We start from the raw sequence: 13,841 nt of genomic DNA, 5'->3' as shown, positions 1-13,841 counted from the left end.
TTCCTCTTCTCTGCTCAACGATTTTTAATTTTCAGCGCTCCACCAAGCCGGGGTGTGGGTTGCGAATGGCTCGGTAGATAGCCCCCGTCTTGCGCACCAGCAGCAGCTCGCTGCCTTCTTCAAAAACCTCGTCCGCCAAGTCTGGTTCGACCAGCAGATGGTGAACGCGGCCATATTCGTCGCGAACCCGTGCCTGGGCGGCCAAGCCTTGTCGGGCAGCGCCTGCGTAAACCGTGGCGACCCGGCCCAGCAAGGTCTGCGCACTGACGGCCGTGCTTTCGTCGCGCGGGATGATGTGGGCCACCAGCGCGCCGAGGCCACGCACCGTCGTCAGCCCGGCAGGCACGGCCACCAATCCAGCCAGCCAAGCGGGCAGGTAGTGGCCGATCAGGCCGCGGCTGACCATTTGCAAGCTGTAGCCAAACAAGGCATAGCCCATTAGAAACAGCAAGAGCAAGACCAGGGCGGGCACCCTGCCGAGGTGCAGCCAGCCCAGCACGCGGTCCAGGGCGCTGTCGTGGCCGGCCTCGGGCAGCCAGTCGTCCAGCCAGTTGCTGGGGCTGAGCGAGATCATCATGCCCAGGCCCTCCAGCAGGGCGATGCCGACGATCAATGCAAAGGCGATGCCAAAAGGCAGGTTCTCTGGGGTGGTGAACAGGCTCATGCTTTTCCGCTGTCATTGGCTTGCTTGAGCTGTGCCAGACGGGCCTCGATCTGGGTTTGCCTGACCAGCTCTTCCAAGGACTGGAGTTTGCTGCTTTCCTCCAAACGGCCGCTGCGGGCCACGCCGCCAAGACCGGTTTGACGCTCGTAGATGCGGTCAAAAGCGCCGGTCGCCCCCGCCATGCGTTGTTCAATCTGCTCCGCCGTTCTGCCCTGGGTGGCGGGGAAAGTGCCGGAGCTATTAGGCGTCGCTCGACTTTGGCGGAATTGAGTCAGGGCCGTTTCCATCTCGCGCCGCTTGGCCAGCAAGGCGTCCACATAGCCTCGATGCTCGGCCTCTTGCTGAGCCAACTCCGCCAAGCTGGACTCCAGCAATGGCAGTTGGGCCTCAATGTCCAACTGGCGTGCGACGGCGGCGCGCGCCAGATCCTCGCGGCCTTGGCTCAAGGCGGTTTCGATTTGCCCCTTGAGTGTGTCGTGTTGTCGATTCAACTCGGCATGCCTTTGCTGACTGAGGTGGCGGTTGGCGGTGACGGTGCCCAGCTCGTGGCGCACCTCGTCCACCACCTGATCGAGCTCGCGCAAGGCCTGTTCCATCATGGCCTCGGGCGCGCGCTCCTCGATGCGGTCCAGCAGGGCGTGCACACCACCGGCCATCGCACGGGTGACGCGGGATTTCAGGGTCTCGGCCATATCAGTCTCCTTGAAAGCTGGCTTGTTTCAGACGTTGGATGGCTTGCGCCAATTGCAGGGTGGCGCCCAGATGGCGTTGCACCACATCGGGATCGAAGGCGGCGGCCTGTGCCGTGGTGGCTTGGCGCAGCAGGGATTCGGTATGGGCAAAGCTGCGGCGCAGCAATTTGTCTTCCAGCTGGGCCGCTTGGGCCAGGTTGCCAACTTCAGCGCTCATCAAAAGCGCCATGGCGTGGCTGATATGTTCGAGCGCTTGGCTCAGCACCTCGGAGTGTTGGCCTGTGTCGGCCTCCAGCTGAGCCAAGGCGGCCCGCGGCTTGGCGGCCAGATCGCGGCACCAAGCCAGGGCGGTCACGAAGTCAAACGCACCGTCATGCTGGCGCTTGAGTTGACCCAGCAAGACGCGCAGTTTGTCGCTGTTGGTGCTGGCTCCCTCCACCTTCAGCTGCGCCAGCCAAAGATAGAGATCACTGGGGATGCGCGCCGACAGCGGCTCCATCGTTGTGCTCGTCACTTGCGTCATGGACCGACTCCCAGGGGTCAGAGGCGACCCTATGCAACGCAGTGTATTCAATTGAATTCAAATATCAACATTTGAAGTCAGGTGAATATTCAGCAGGCATTCGATGCATCAGCATCTCGTCGGCCGCCGCTTCAAACTGCGGCCAGGCCTCGGCCGAAGTAGGAGCGAAGCCCAGGCGCTCCAGCAAGCGGCGTGAGCGCGCGTTGGTTTGTTTAAGCTGGGCCAGGAAGTGCTCGACGCCGTAGTGCTGGGCGAGCTCGTTCAGCATCAACTCAACCGCAAGCCGGGCCAGGTCACGACCCCAGAACGCACTGTTCAGCTCGTAAGCGATCAGGGCCGCACCATTGGCCGCGAACACGCTGGCTTGCACATAGCCAATGGCCTCGCCGCTGTTCAGGCGTATCACCCAGTTCAGCCATTGCTCGCTTTGATCGGGTGAGATGCGCGCCTCCAGGCGCGCGTAGCGGGCTTGCAGCTAGGGCCTGCTAACGCTATGGCAATGGGCCGCGTTGGGGTCTGCCAAGGGTGCAGGCAAGGCGCAAACCGCAGCCGGGTTGGACACCCGGCGAGGATTTGCAACGCTGCATGCGCCTTGGCAGGCCCCAACCCTTCGGGAAGGCTCGCCCCAGCGGGCCACCCAGCGTTGCAGCACTTGCCCGCACGCGAGTGCGGGCGGCGCGCTGCGCCTTGCTTGGCCCGCTGGGGCGAGCCTTCGCGACCCATTGCCATAGTGTTAACAGGCCCTAGGCCAGGGAGCTGGGCGGGCTGTTCTCGAACTCATAAATCCTGGGGTCGCTCAGGACTGAGAACATCTCTTGGGCGTGGGCCGCAGTTTGAGGCTCCAGCTGTAGCAAGGTGTGGCTGAGGGTGCGCATGGGGCGAGTGTCGCCCGTGTTTCATGGCATTCAAACCGTCATCGGTCGAATCCCGCTACTTGCGGGTTGGAGGGCTGGGCCACAATTTGTGTCCTTCCTTATTCCAAGTGAAAAGCAGCATGTCAAAGCACATCAAAGCCAAGGATGGCTCGCCGGCTCGGCTGGCTTGCGTGAGCCTCGCCCTGGGTCTGTTCTTCTCCGGTACTTTGCTGGCACCCGCCCAGGCCGCCGAAGCCCCCGCCGCCCTGGTGCAGCCCAACACCAATTTATTGGTGCAAGGCATCCCGGCCATCCCGCAAAGCCTGGCCGACGATGTGGCGCGTTACACCGACTTCCGTGGTCACGGCTTTGTGGACTGGCACCCGCACAAGCGCGAGCTGCTGGTCTCGCATCGCAAGGCGGGCGCCAACACGGCCCAGCTGTTCAGCGTCGGTGCGCCCAAGAATGGCAAGCCGGCTGAGTTGCAGGCGCTGACCGATGCGCCCGATCCGGTCAGCCGCGCGGCCTATGAGCCCAAGACCGGCAAGTATCTGGTGTTCGAGCGCGCCAATGGCGGCGACGAGGTGGCGCAGCTCTACCGTCTGGACCTCGGCGCCAAGGCCGACAAGACACCGCAGCTGCTGACGCCGCCGCAAGAACGTCATGCCTTGCTGAGCTGGCTGAACGCCGGTGGCGAGCTGATTTACGCCTCTACCCCGCTGGACCGCACCGCCCAGGGCGGTAGCCGGGCCGAGGTGACGACCACCTTCTGGCAAGTCAATCCGCTGGCGAGCGAGCCTTTGAAGAGCCGCCGCAAGCTGGCCGAGCTGCCCGGTGGCGGCTGGTTCGGTGCCCAGCTGTCCTGGGACGACAAGCAACTGGCCCTGACCCGCTATCTCTCGGCCAATGAGAGCCAGATCTGGCTGCTGGATCTGAAGAGCGGAGCGGTCCGCCAGGTCTTGCCGGCCAAGACGCAAGAAGCCTCCGAAGGAAAAACCAGTTACTTCAGCGCCGGCTTCAGCAAGGATGGCCGGCATCTGTGGTTCACCGGCGATCGCTTTGGTGAGTTCCGCGAGTTGCAGCGCCTGAATCTGGCGAGCGGCGAAGTGCAGCGCGTCAGCGCGCATATTCCCTGGGATGCTGCGGGCGTCAATTTCAGCCCGGACGGTCGCCGCCTGGTGGCCCAGTTCAATGTGGAGGGGCGCAATGAGCTGCACCTCTTCGACACCCAGAGCGCCAAGGAATTGCCCTTGCCCAAGCTGCCCCAGGGCAATGTGCTGGGGGCGCACTTTGATGCGCGGCGTGGGGAGTTGGCGTTCAGCGTCAGCAATGCCCAGGGCCCGAGCCAGATTTACAGCCTGGACGGCCATGGCGCGACGGCCAAGCTGGCGGCTTGGACGCAGGCCTATGCACCGCCGGGTGTGGACACCCAGGCCTTCCCTGAGCAGCAAATCATTCGCTGGAAGAGCTTTGATGGCCAGGCGATTTCCGGCCTGATGACGCTGCCACCGGCGCAGAAGTTCACCGGCAAGCGCCCGGTGCTGATCTCTATCCACGGCGGCCCGGAGAGCCAGGCGAGCGTGGGCTTTCTGAATCGCAACAACTACTTTGTGATGGAGCAAGGCATTGCCTTGATCCAGCCCAATGTGCGCGGCTCCAGCGGCTTTGGCAAAAGCTTCCTGGCCATGGACAACGGCTTCAAGCGCGAGGACTCGGTCAAGGACATCGGTGCCTTGCTGGACTGGATTGCCACCCAGCCCAATTTGGATGCTTCGCGCGTGCTCATCATGGGCGGCAGCTACGGTGGCTATATGACCTTGGCAACGGCCACGCATTACGCCGACCGCATCGCCGGCTCCATCGATGTGGTGGGCATCTCGCACTTCGTCACCTTCTTGAAGAACACCGAGAGCTATCGCCGCGATCTGCGCCGGGTGGAGTATGGCGACGAGCGCGACCCGGCCATGCGCGAGCACCTGGAGAAGATCTCGCCGCTGACGAATGCGCAGCTGATCAAGAAGCCGCTGTTCGTGATTCAAGGCAAGAACGACCCGCGTGTGCCCTACACCGAGGCCGAGCAGATCGTCGCCAAGGTGCGTGAGAACGGCACGCCGGTCTGGTATCTGCGCGCCGACAACGAAGGCCACGGCTTCTCCCGCAAGGAGAACCAGGATTTCCAGTTCTACGCCACCATCCTCTTCTTGCGCGAGACCTTGCTGAAGCCTTGAACGCTCAGCGCTCACAAGCCCTGCTTGGGAAGGCAGGGCTTGTGAGCCCGTGTAAAAACTGCTCGACTGCCTTGCCGCTCGCCTCCTCGTCAGAAGGGCGCGGCTTCTGACAAATGTCTGCCCTGTCAGCGGGCCGGGCTCGGCCGGGCAGGGACATAGGACAGATTTGCGCCCGCCAGTGTTTTTGCGATGCTGGCCCGGCGCATGCCCCGGATCACATGGCCTGCGTTTGTTGTTCCCGCCCTTGCACAAGGAGGTCCACCATGCGTCTGTCCCATCTGACCGTCAGAGCCCGTCTGGCGCTGGCCTTTGGCTTTCTGGCCTTTGTCATGAGCTTGGTCAGCGGCCTATGTCTGTACTCGCTGCGCGAGGCGGACGAGCGCTTTGGCGACTTTGTGAACGGGGTCAATGCGCGTGCCAACACGGCGGCGGCCTTGAGCCTGGCCGTGGACAAGCGCGCCATCGCTGCCCGCAATCTGGTCTTGCTGAGCAAGCCCGAGGACCTCAAGGCCGAGCATGCGGAAGTGAGCCAGGCCCATGCCCAGGTGCAAGCCCATCTGAAGAAGCTGCGCGAGATGGTGGCCGAGGCTCAGCTCAGCGGCAAGACGCGCGATCTGGTGCAGGTCTTGGAGCAGATCGAGCGCGACTACGGCCCGGTCGCCCTGAGCATTGTGGATCTGGCCTTGAGCCAGCAAAACGAGGCCGCCATCGCCAAGATGAATCAGCAATGCCGACCATTGCTGGCCAAGCTGTCGAAAGCGGTGGAGGACTACATCCGCTACACCGAAACCCATGCCCAGGAGCTGGCGGCCGAGTCCACCGCGCATTACAAGCAGCAGCGCTCGGCACTGATCTTGGCCTGCCTGGCGGCATTTCTGGCGGCCGGCCTGCTGGGTTACTTCATCTCGCGTGGTCTGCGCCTATCCCTTGGCGCGGAGCCCGCGGCGCTGGGGGCGGCCGCTCAAAGAGTGGCCTCGGGCGATCTGAGCCGCCTGACGCTGGCCGGCGAGGTGCCGGCCGACAGCGTCCTGGCCTCTTTGCGCAGCATGCAGTCCAGCCTGGCCGAGATGGTGGGCCAGGTGCGCACGGTGTCCGACTCTATCGCCACCGGCTCGGTGGAGATTGCCACGGGCAGCGTGGATCTGAGCCAGCGCACCGAGCAGCAGGCCGGCAGCCTGCAGCAAACGGCGGGCTCGATGGAGCAGATCACCCGCTCGATGCAAAGCTCGGCCGACGCCGCCGCTCAGGCCAGCCGCCTGGCGGCCTCGGCCTCGGACGTGGCCTCGCGCGGCGGCGCCATGGTGGCCCAGGTGGTGCGGACCATGGACGAGATCCACAGCAGCTCGCAGAAAATCTCCGACATCATCGGCACCATCGACGGTATCGCCTTTCAGACCAATATCCTGGCACTGAATGCGGCGGTGGAAGCGGCGCGTGCCGGCGAGCAGGGGCGCGGCTTTGCCGTCGTGGCGGCCGAGGTGCGCAGCCTGGCCCAGCGTAGTGCGGCGGCGGCCAAAGAGATCAAGGGCTTGATCGGCGAGTCGGTCAGCTGCGTGGCGGTGGGCAATAAGCTGGTGGGCGACGCGGGCGCCACGATGAGCGAGATCGTCCGCAGCGTCAGCGTGGTGGCCGGCATCATCGGCGAGATCAGCCTGGCCTCCAGCGAGCAAAGCCAGGGCATTGTGCAGGTCAACCGCGCCGTGGCCGAGTTGGACCGGATGACGCAGGCCAATGCGGCGGTGGCCGAACAGTCCAGCGCCTCGGCCGAGAGCTTGAAGATCCAGGCCAATCAGCTGGCGCAGTTGGTGGGCTCGTTCAGGCTCTCATAGCCAGGGGTCTTGCGGGTGGCGGCGGGTGGTGGCGCGCGAGCCGCCCTACAATTCCGCCCATGGCCGACCCTACACCCGCTGAAGTTCAGCAATACATCGCTGCAGGCATGACCTGCGAGTACCTGCATGTCGAGGGCGATGGCAGGCATTTCTTTGCCACCATCGTGTCCTCCGAGTTCGAGGGCCTGAGCCGCGTGCGCCGCCACCAGCGCGTTTACGCGGTCTTGGGCGATCGCATGAAGGAAGAGATTCATGCCTTGTCCATGAGCAAGACGCTCACGCCCGCCGAATGGGCGCTCAGCCCCGAGGGGCAGGCCGCTGCTGCCTCTTCTGCATCACGTTAAACCTTTTGGAAAAGGGTCGCTTCGCAGCGACCCTTTTCGTTTCGTCCCCGCGCACCCCACTCTCCGCCCATGATGATCACGCTCGCCCTGTCCAAAGGTCGCATCTTCGAAGAAACCTTGCCTCTGCTGAAGGCTGCAGGCATCACGGTGCTGGAAGATCCCGAAACCTCGCGCAAGCTGATCCTCGCGACCAACAGCCCCGAGGTTCGCGTGGTGCTGGTGCGCGCCAGCGATGTGCCCACCTATGTGCAGTACGGCGGTGCCGATCTGGGCGTGGTGGGCCGTGATGTGCTGATCGAGCATGGTGTGGACGGCATGTACCAGCCCCTGGACCTGAACATCGCCCGCTGCCGCATGAGCGTGGCGGTGCGGGACGACTTCGACTACGCCGGGGCCGTCAAGCAGGGCTCGCGCCTGCGGGTGGCGACCAAGTACACCGAGATCGCCCGCCAGCATTTTGCCGACAAGGGCGTGCACGTGGACCTGATCAAGCTTTATGGCTCCATGGAGCTGGCCCCGCTGACCGGCTTGGCCGACGCCATTGTGGACCTGGTCTCCACCGGCAATACCTTGAGGGCCAATCATCTGGTCGAGGTGGAGAAGATCATGGAAATCTCCTCCCGCCTGGTGGTCAACCAGGCCGCGCTCAAGCTCAAGCGCGAGCCTCTGCGCCGCATGATCGAGGCCTTTGCCTCGGCCGTGCCCAAGTAAGTCAGTTTTTCTTTTCTTTCTTCTCTTGCCCAAGATCATGTTGAATCTGCGCCAACTCAGCACCGCTTCCGCCGACTTCGAATCCGAGTTCCAGCGCGTGCTGCATTGGTCGGCCGAGACGGATGCCGGCATCGAGACCCGGGTGGCCGAGATCATTGCCGATGTGAAAGCGCGCGGCAATGCGGCGGTGCTGGACTACACCGCCCGCTTCGATCATCTGGCGGTGGACAGCGTGGCGGCTCTGGAGCTGAGCCGCGAAGAACTCAAGGCCGCGTTTGAAGCCATCAGCCCGGCCCAGCGCAGCGCCTTGCAGGCGGCGGCCGAGCGGGTGCGGCTCTATCACGAGCGGCAAAAACAGCACTCCGGCCTGAGCTGGAGCTATCGCGATGAAGACGGCACGCTGCTGGGCCAAAAAGTCACGCCGCTGGACCGGGTGGGCATTTATGTGCCCGGCGGCAAGGCCGCCTATCCCAGCAGCGTGCTGATGAACGCCATCCCCGCCCACGTGGCTGGCGTGCCAGAAATCATCATGGTCGTGCCCACACCGCGCGGCGAGAAGAACCCCTTGGTGCTGGCTGCGGCCTATGTGGCAGGCGTCAGCCGTGCCTTCACCGTGGGCGGCGCCCAGGCGGTGGCGGCCCTGGCTTACGGCACGGCCACCATCCCCCGGGTGGACAAGATCACCGGGCCCGGCAATGCCTATGTGGCCAGCGCTAAAAAGCATGTGTTCGGCCAGGTCGGCATCGACATGATTGCCGGCCCCAGCGAGATCCTGGTGCTGGCCGACGGCACGACGCCGCCGGACTGGGTGGCCATGGATTTGTTCAGCCAGGCCGAGCATGACGAGCTGGCGCAAAGCATTCTGCTCAGCCCCGACGCGGCTTACATCGCCCGCGTGGCCGAGGCGATCGAACGCCTGTTGCCGACCATGCCGCGTGCGGCGGTGATCCGTGCCTCGCTGGAAGGGCGCGGGGCGCTGATCCACACCCGCTCCATGGACGAGGCTTGTGAGATCAGCAACCGCATCGCACCCGAACATCTGGAAGTGTCCAGCAGCGAACCGCATCGCTGGGAGCCCCAGCTGCGCCATGCCGGAGCCATCTTTCTGGGCGCCTTCACCAGCGAATCTTTGGGCGATTACTGCGCCGGCCCCAACCATGTCTTGCCCACCTCGGGCACGGCGCGCTTCTCCTCGCCGCTGGGTGTTTACGACTTCCAAAAGCGCAGCAGCCTGATCGAGGTTAGCGAGGCGGGTGCCCAGAAGCTGGGCCCCATCGCGGCGGAGTTGGCCTATGGCGAGGGCTTGCAAGCGCATGCCCGCGCGGCCGAGCTGCGCCTCCTCAAGCCTTGAGTCGGCGGCGGATGCCAAGCCCGGCCAGACCCAGCCCTAGCAAGAGATAGCTGGCCGGCTCCGGCACGGCCGTGGCCAGAAAGTCGTGGCCGCTCAAGCCCGTGGTATTGAGCCCAGCCACCGAGGGCGCCAGCTGGTAGTAGGCGGAGTGATAAAAGTCCGCCTCGGCATTGCGCCCTGTGCGGGCGTAGGAGCTCACATCGGCTCCCGCATAGAGCATGCCGTTGATCGTCAGCGTGTGCCCCACCTGGGTGTTCAGGATCAGGGAGTAGACGCCTGTCGCATTCTTTTTGGCGTCCCAACTCAGGGTGGCGATTTGGCCGCTGTCTTTGTCGCGCAATCTCATCTCGGCCAAGCCATCGGCGCTGAGGTAGCCACCGGACTCGAAGGAGGGCGATGAGAGCGTGCCATTGATGGAAAGATCCATGCGGTAACTCACCGGCGTGCCCTCGGCCAGCGTGCTGCTGGTGACCAGCAGGGTGTCAAAAAACGTGGCCTGAGCCGTGCCGTTGCCATAGCCGTACTGCACCTGATGGCCTTGGGCGTCGTATCCATAAGGGTAGTAGGCCGAGGCATAGGTCTTGAGCATGCCTACGCTGGCCAGCACCTTGGCGCTGGCATGGCCGCCACTGACGACCAGGGCGCTGGAATCCAGGCTGTTCAAGGCCAGGGCCTGGGGTTTGTCCAGCCAGTTGAAGTCCTGGTAGTCGGTCTTGTCGTCGTTGTGCATAAAGTCAGCCGCATGGCTGCGCACATAGGCGCTGAGCTGGTAGGACTGGGCTTGTGCCGAGTTCATGCAGGCCAGGAGGAGGACGGCCGAAGCCAGGACTCTGCCAAGGGGGAATCGTTGCTGGTGCTTCATAGGCTTGCTCTGCGGTGATTGGTTTGAAAAAGATCCAAAAAGGATCCATAAATCTATCCACAAACAGGCCAAAGCCTAGCCCCTAGTTGTTGGGGGGCGTTCAACCCCGGTTCTGGCCCCGGTCGGGTGCAGGCCAGAGGCCATGTGGGCGCCACAGCATGGTGATGATCATCGCCAGCGAGATCAGCAAGGGTCGCATGATGCCGGCGTCCAGTCGCCCGTCGGTCAGGGTCTGCAAGGGGCCAACCACATAGCGCAGCAGCTCCGGCAGGGCGCTCAGCAGCGCAGCCCCCAGGATCACGCCCCGAATATGGCCGATGCCGCCGAACACGACCATGGCCACGATGATCACCGACTCCTGCAGGCTGAAGGCCTCGGGCGAGATATGGCCTTGGATGGCGGCAAACATCGAGCCCGCCACGCCGGCGAAGCTGGCACCAATGCCGAAGGCGAGCAGCTTCATATTGCGGATGTCGATGCCCATGGCGGCAGCGGCCATCTCGTCATCGCGTATGGCCATCCAGGCGCGGCCAATGCGTGAGTCCTGCAGGCGGTGGCAGATCAGCAAAGTCAGCAGCAGCAGCGACAAGAGCACGTAGTAGTAAAGGGAGACGGGCTCTAACTCGATGCCGCCGATGGATAGCCGCTGGCCCAAGCTCAGGCCGAAAAAGCTGAAGGGCTCGATAGGGCCTATACCTTGGGCTCCATTGCTGAGATTGACCGGATACCCCAGGTTGTTGACCAAGAGCCGCACGATCTCCCCAAAGCCCAGGGTCACCATCGCCAGGTAATCACCCCGCAGCTTGAGCGTGGGCGCGCCCAAGAGCATGCCGAAGAAGGCGGCCAGCACTGCGGCCAAGGGCAGGGTGATCCACCAGGCGGTGTGCAAGCCCGCAGGGAAGGTGGCGGCGATCCAGGCAAAGTGCTCTGCCAGATGGGGGGAGGTGAGCAGGGCGGTGGAGTAGGCGCCTACGGCATAGAAGGCCACAAAACCCAGGTCCAAAAGACCGGCGCAGCCCACGACGATGTTTAGCCCCAAGGCCAGGATGATGTAGAGCAAGACCATATCGGCCATGCGAACCCAATGCGTGCCCAGGCCTTGCAGCGCGAAGGGCAGGCAGAGCAGGGCGATGAAGGTCAAGCGGCCTGGCCATGTCCGAGATTTCAAGTTCATCAAGCCACCTCTTTCCGAGATGAAAAACAGCGGGGCCGGCGCTCAATGAGTCCCGGAGATGGCGTGCTCCCCGATCGGGGCAGCGGGGGGGGTTCGGCCCTAGACCGAAGTGGCGCGAATGACGACGAGGTAGCGTGCAGCTTCGGGGCCTGGGTTGTAGACCTCATGCGCCCGATGAAGCGCCAGGCGTGCACAGTCGCCCGGCTTGAGCGACAGCGATTCGCTGCCGAAGGACAGCTGCAACTGCCCTTCCAGCAGCAATACCTGCCCTTCGATGCAATGCGCGCTGCTGTCCTCGAACTTGACCCGTGCAGCGGGCGGGAAGTTGATGTCAACAATCTCGGTATCGCCCTTGCGCAGCGCCGGGGAGACGAGGCGGCGGGTATAGCCCGAGGCGGGGTCGGTCCACTCATGCTGCTCAGCAAGCCTTGAGACGGACTGCTGAGTCGGATGGGCTTCGAACATCAGCGCCGATAGGCTGAGCCCCAAGGCGTCGGCCAAGCGCGCCAGCAGCACGGCGGTGGGGGTGCTGACCTGACGTTCGATCTTGGAGATCATTGCGCGGCTCACCTGCGAGCGTGCTGCCAACTCATCCAGGGACCAGCCCTTTTGCTTGCGCTCGGCCTTGATGCGCTGCGCGATTTGTTCTGCCATCTCCATGCAGAAATTCTACTTTAGTAGAAATCTACGCAAGAGCTCTGTAAACCCTTGAATGCCTTGAGTACTCAACCTGACTTTGATTAACTCAAAACAACACGAACTTCGTGTTGCACGAACTTCGTGTTAAATTCCATCCAACCCGCTCAATCAGTCGGTGCCCGAGCTCGCTTCGCTCGGTCCGGCACGCGAAATATGAAGAATGTGACCATCTCCATGGAAGACAGCGTCGCCGAATGGGCCCGTTTGGAGGCCGCGCGACGTAATACCAGCGTTTCTCGCCTGGTGGGCGAGATGCTGGCCGAGAAGATGCGGCATGACGACGCTTACGAGCGCGCCATGCAGGACTGGCTGCACCGCGAGCGTTCCTGGGTCTCGGATGGCCAGACTTATCCACAGCGGAGCGCCAAGCCATGACTGCGGCCAGCGCGGCTCCCCTGTTTGTGGATACCTCGGTGCTGATCTGCAGCGAGGACGGTGCCGATGTGGCGGCCCGCGAGCAGGTCATGGCCTGGCTGCGCCAGCTCTGGCTGCGCCGCCTGGGCCGCGTCTCCACCCAGGTGCTGAACGATTTTTATGCCCAGGTCACCACCCGCATCACGCCGACCATGCCCAATGGCGATGCCCGTGCCGAGGTGCGGCGTTATCAGCGCTGGCAGCCCTGGGCCATCGACCACGCGACGGTGGAAAGTGCCTGGTCCATCGAGAGCCGCTTCGGCCTGGCCTATGTGGACGCCCTCATCGTGGCCGCCGCCAAGGCCCAAGGTTGCACCCGCTTGCTGAGCCTGGAGCTGCCCCATGAGCTGCAGCTGGACAGCGTGCAAATCATCAACCCCTTGTTGTGCCCTGTGGAGAGCAGCCTTCCATGAGCCCGAATCAAGCGCTGAGCCAAGCCCTGGACCAGATTCGCGACGATGTGCGCGCCGCCCACGCCTACCCGGTGGCCAACAGCGCCGGCATGGTCAAGCTGGATGTGATGGAGAACCCCTTTCGCCTCCCGGCCGAGCTGCAAGCCCAGCTGGGCCAGCGCCTCGGTGCCGTGGCCATCAACCGTTATCCGGCCGAGGGCACGCAGCGCTTGGCCGCCGCCTTGGCCGCGCATGCCGGCATGCCCGCAGGCTGCGCCATCACCCTGGGCAATGGCTCGGACGAGCTGATCACCCTGCTCAGCATGGCTGTGAGCAAGCCAGGCGCTGTCGTGCTCTCGCCCGAGCCCAGCTTTGTGATGTACGAGATGTCGGCCCGTTACCAGGGGCTGAAGTATGTCGGCGTGCCGCTGCGTGCGGACTTTGAGTTAGATGTAGAGGCCATGCTGGCCGCGGTCAAGCAGCATCGGCCGGCCCTGATCTATCTGGCCTACCCGAACAACCCCACGGGCAATCTGTGGGATGCCGATGTGATCGAACAAATCATCCAGGCCGCCCCCGGCCTGGTGGTGATGGATGAGGCTTACCAGCCTTTTGCCGAGCGTGATTCCATGGCTTGGCTCTCGCGCTACCCGCAGCTGCTGGTGATGCGCACCATGAGCAAGTTTGGCCTGGCAGGCGTGCGCATCGGCTATCTGATCGGCCAGCAAGCCCTGGTGGCCGAGATCGACAAGCTGCGCCCGCCCTTCAATATCAGCGTGCTGAATGCCGAGGCCGGTCTCTTCGCCCTGGAGCATGCCGAGGTCTATGCCGCCCAGGCGGCCGAGTTGCGCGCCCAGCGCGAAATCTTGTTCGCCGCCCTACAGGCAATGCCCGGTGTCCAGCCTTTTCCCAGCCAGGGCAATATGATTTTGACCCGGGTACCCGATGCGCCAGCGACCTTTGCTGCGCTGAAGGCGCGCGGGGTGCTGGTGAAGAATTCCTCGGCCGCCCACCCCATGCTGCGCAACTGCCTGCGCATCACCGTGGGCACGGCACAAGAGAACCAGGCCTTGCTGGCCGCCATGAAAGAAAGCCTTTGATGAG

At 63.7% G+C, this 13,841-nt stretch carries 16 protein-coding genes; 8 read left to right on the top strand and 8 right to left on the bottom strand.

Translation table 11 applies throughout. The features are described 5' to 3' along the window. Positions 1-31: 31 nt before the first annotated feature. The 5 genes from DBR47_RS06570 to DBR47_RS25230 all read right to left on the bottom strand — a co-directional run bounded on the left by DBR47_RS06570 (position 32) and on the right by DBR47_RS25230 (position 2,754). Positions 32-664, bottom strand: a complete 633-nt coding sequence (locus DBR47_RS06570; RefSeq protein WP_124448198.1) for a YqiJ family protein — start codon at positions 662-664, stop codon at positions 32-34. Next, entirely contained in the window at positions 661-1,356 is a 696-nt protein-coding gene (locus tag DBR47_RS06565) for a PspA/IM30 family protein (RefSeq protein ID WP_124448196.1), read from the bottom strand. Before DBR47_RS06565 ends, DBR47_RS06570 begins: the two co-directional genes overlap by 4 nt. 1 nt (position 1,357) lies before the next feature. After that, positions 1,358-1,879, bottom strand: coding sequence for a hypothetical protein (locus DBR47_RS06560; RefSeq protein ID WP_124448194.1), 522 nt, complete (start codon positions 1,877-1,879; stop codon positions 1,358-1,360). Between the two features lie 64 nt (positions 1,880-1,943). Next, the gene (locus DBR47_RS06555) at positions 1,944-2,321 is read right to left on the bottom strand and encodes a GNAT family N-acetyltransferase (RefSeq protein ID WP_370454883.1); all 378 of its coding nucleotides are present in this window, start codon (positions 2,319-2,321) and stop codon (positions 1,944-1,946) included. Between the two features lie 301 nt (positions 2,322-2,622). Beyond that, positions 2,623-2,754, bottom strand: a complete 132-nt coding sequence (locus DBR47_RS25230; protein WP_255420698.1) for a hypothetical protein — start codon at positions 2,752-2,754, stop codon at positions 2,623-2,625. A 119-nt stretch (positions 2,755-2,873) separates the two neighbouring features. Between DBR47_RS25230 and DBR47_RS06550 the strand changes: the two genes are divergently transcribed. The 5 genes from DBR47_RS06550 (at position 2,874) to hisD (ending at position 9,196) form a co-directional block, all read left to right on the top strand. Then, positions 2,874-4,961 carry a prolyl oligopeptidase family serine peptidase gene (locus DBR47_RS06550; protein ID WP_124448190.1) on the top strand — a complete coding sequence of 696 codons (2,088 nt, stop codon included), beginning with the start codon at positions 2,874-2,876 and terminating at the stop codon, positions 4,959-4,961. A gap of 263 nt (positions 4,962-5,224) precedes the next feature. Beyond that, a complete protein-coding gene (locus tag DBR47_RS06545) occupies positions 5,225-6,790 on the top strand; it encodes a methyl-accepting chemotaxis protein (RefSeq protein WP_148090415.1) in 1,566 nt (521 codons plus the stop codon). A gap of 59 nt (positions 6,791-6,849) precedes the next feature. Continuing rightward, complete coding sequence (locus tag DBR47_RS06540; protein WP_124448188.1) at positions 6,850-7,134, top strand: BolA family protein; 285 nt, start codon at positions 6,850-6,852, stop codon at positions 7,132-7,134. A 72-nt stretch (positions 7,135-7,206) separates the two neighbouring features. After that, positions 7,207-7,845: an ATP phosphoribosyltransferase gene (gene hisG / locus DBR47_RS06535; protein WP_124448458.1), complete on the top strand. Its 639-nt coding sequence runs from the start codon at positions 7,207-7,209 to the stop codon at positions 7,843-7,845. Positions 7,846-7,882: 37 nt separating this feature from the next. Continuing rightward, entirely contained in the window at positions 7,883-9,196 is a 1,314-nt protein-coding gene (hisD, locus tag DBR47_RS06530) for a histidinol dehydrogenase (protein ID WP_124448186.1), read from the top strand. Here hisD and DBR47_RS24680 read toward each other — a convergent pair. The 3 genes from DBR47_RS24680 to DBR47_RS06515 all read right to left on the bottom strand — a co-directional run bounded on the left by DBR47_RS24680 (position 9,186) and on the right by DBR47_RS06515 (position 11,892). Beyond that, positions 9,186-9,992 (bottom strand): PEP-CTERM sorting domain-containing protein, encoded by an 807-nt coding sequence (locus DBR47_RS24680; protein ID WP_197046902.1) that lies wholly within the window; start codon positions 9,990-9,992, stop codon positions 9,186-9,188. The genes hisD and DBR47_RS24680 overlap by 11 nt on opposite strands. Before the next feature lie 166 nt (positions 9,993-10,158). Continuing rightward, on the bottom strand, positions 10,159-11,232 hold the full coding sequence (locus DBR47_RS06520; protein WP_124448184.1) for an ABC transporter ATP-binding protein: 1,074 nt from the start codon (positions 11,230-11,232) through the stop codon (positions 10,159-10,161). A 99-nt stretch (positions 11,233-11,331) separates the two neighbouring features. Next, entirely contained in the window at positions 11,332-11,892 is a 561-nt protein-coding gene (locus DBR47_RS06515; RefSeq protein WP_124448182.1) for a helix-turn-helix domain-containing protein, read from the bottom strand. Between the two features lie 192 nt (positions 11,893-12,084). On the opposite strand from DBR47_RS06515, the gene DBR47_RS24675 reads away from it, so the two are divergent. Genes DBR47_RS24675 through hisC form a run of 3 tightly spaced genes read left to right on the top strand, consistent with a single transcriptional unit; the run spans position 12,085 to position 13,837 of the window. After that, a complete protein-coding gene (locus tag DBR47_RS24675) occupies positions 12,085-12,306 on the top strand; it encodes a CopG family transcriptional regulator (protein WP_197046901.1) in 222 nt (73 codons plus the stop codon). Continuing rightward, positions 12,303-12,758 carry a PIN domain-containing protein gene (locus DBR47_RS06510; RefSeq protein WP_197046900.1) on the top strand — a complete coding sequence of 152 codons (456 nt, stop codon included), beginning with the start codon at positions 12,303-12,305 and terminating at the stop codon, positions 12,756-12,758. The genes DBR47_RS24675 and DBR47_RS06510 overlap by 4 nt, the downstream gene beginning before the upstream one ends. Continuing rightward, complete coding sequence (hisC, locus tag DBR47_RS06505) at positions 12,755-13,837, top strand: histidinol-phosphate transaminase (protein WP_124448180.1); 1,083 nt, start codon at positions 12,755-12,757, stop codon at positions 13,835-13,837. Before DBR47_RS06510 ends, hisC begins: the two co-directional genes overlap by 4 nt. Positions 13,838-13,841: the final 4 nt, after the last annotated feature.

The sequence above is a fragment of the Paucibacter sp. KBW04 genome (genome assembly GCF_003852425.1).
Lineage (GTDB): Bacteria > Pseudomonadota > Gammaproteobacteria > Burkholderiales > Burkholderiaceae_C > Paucibacter_A.
Note: the sequence above shows the minus strand (reverse complement) of the source record. Positions and strands in the feature narration are given on the sequence as shown.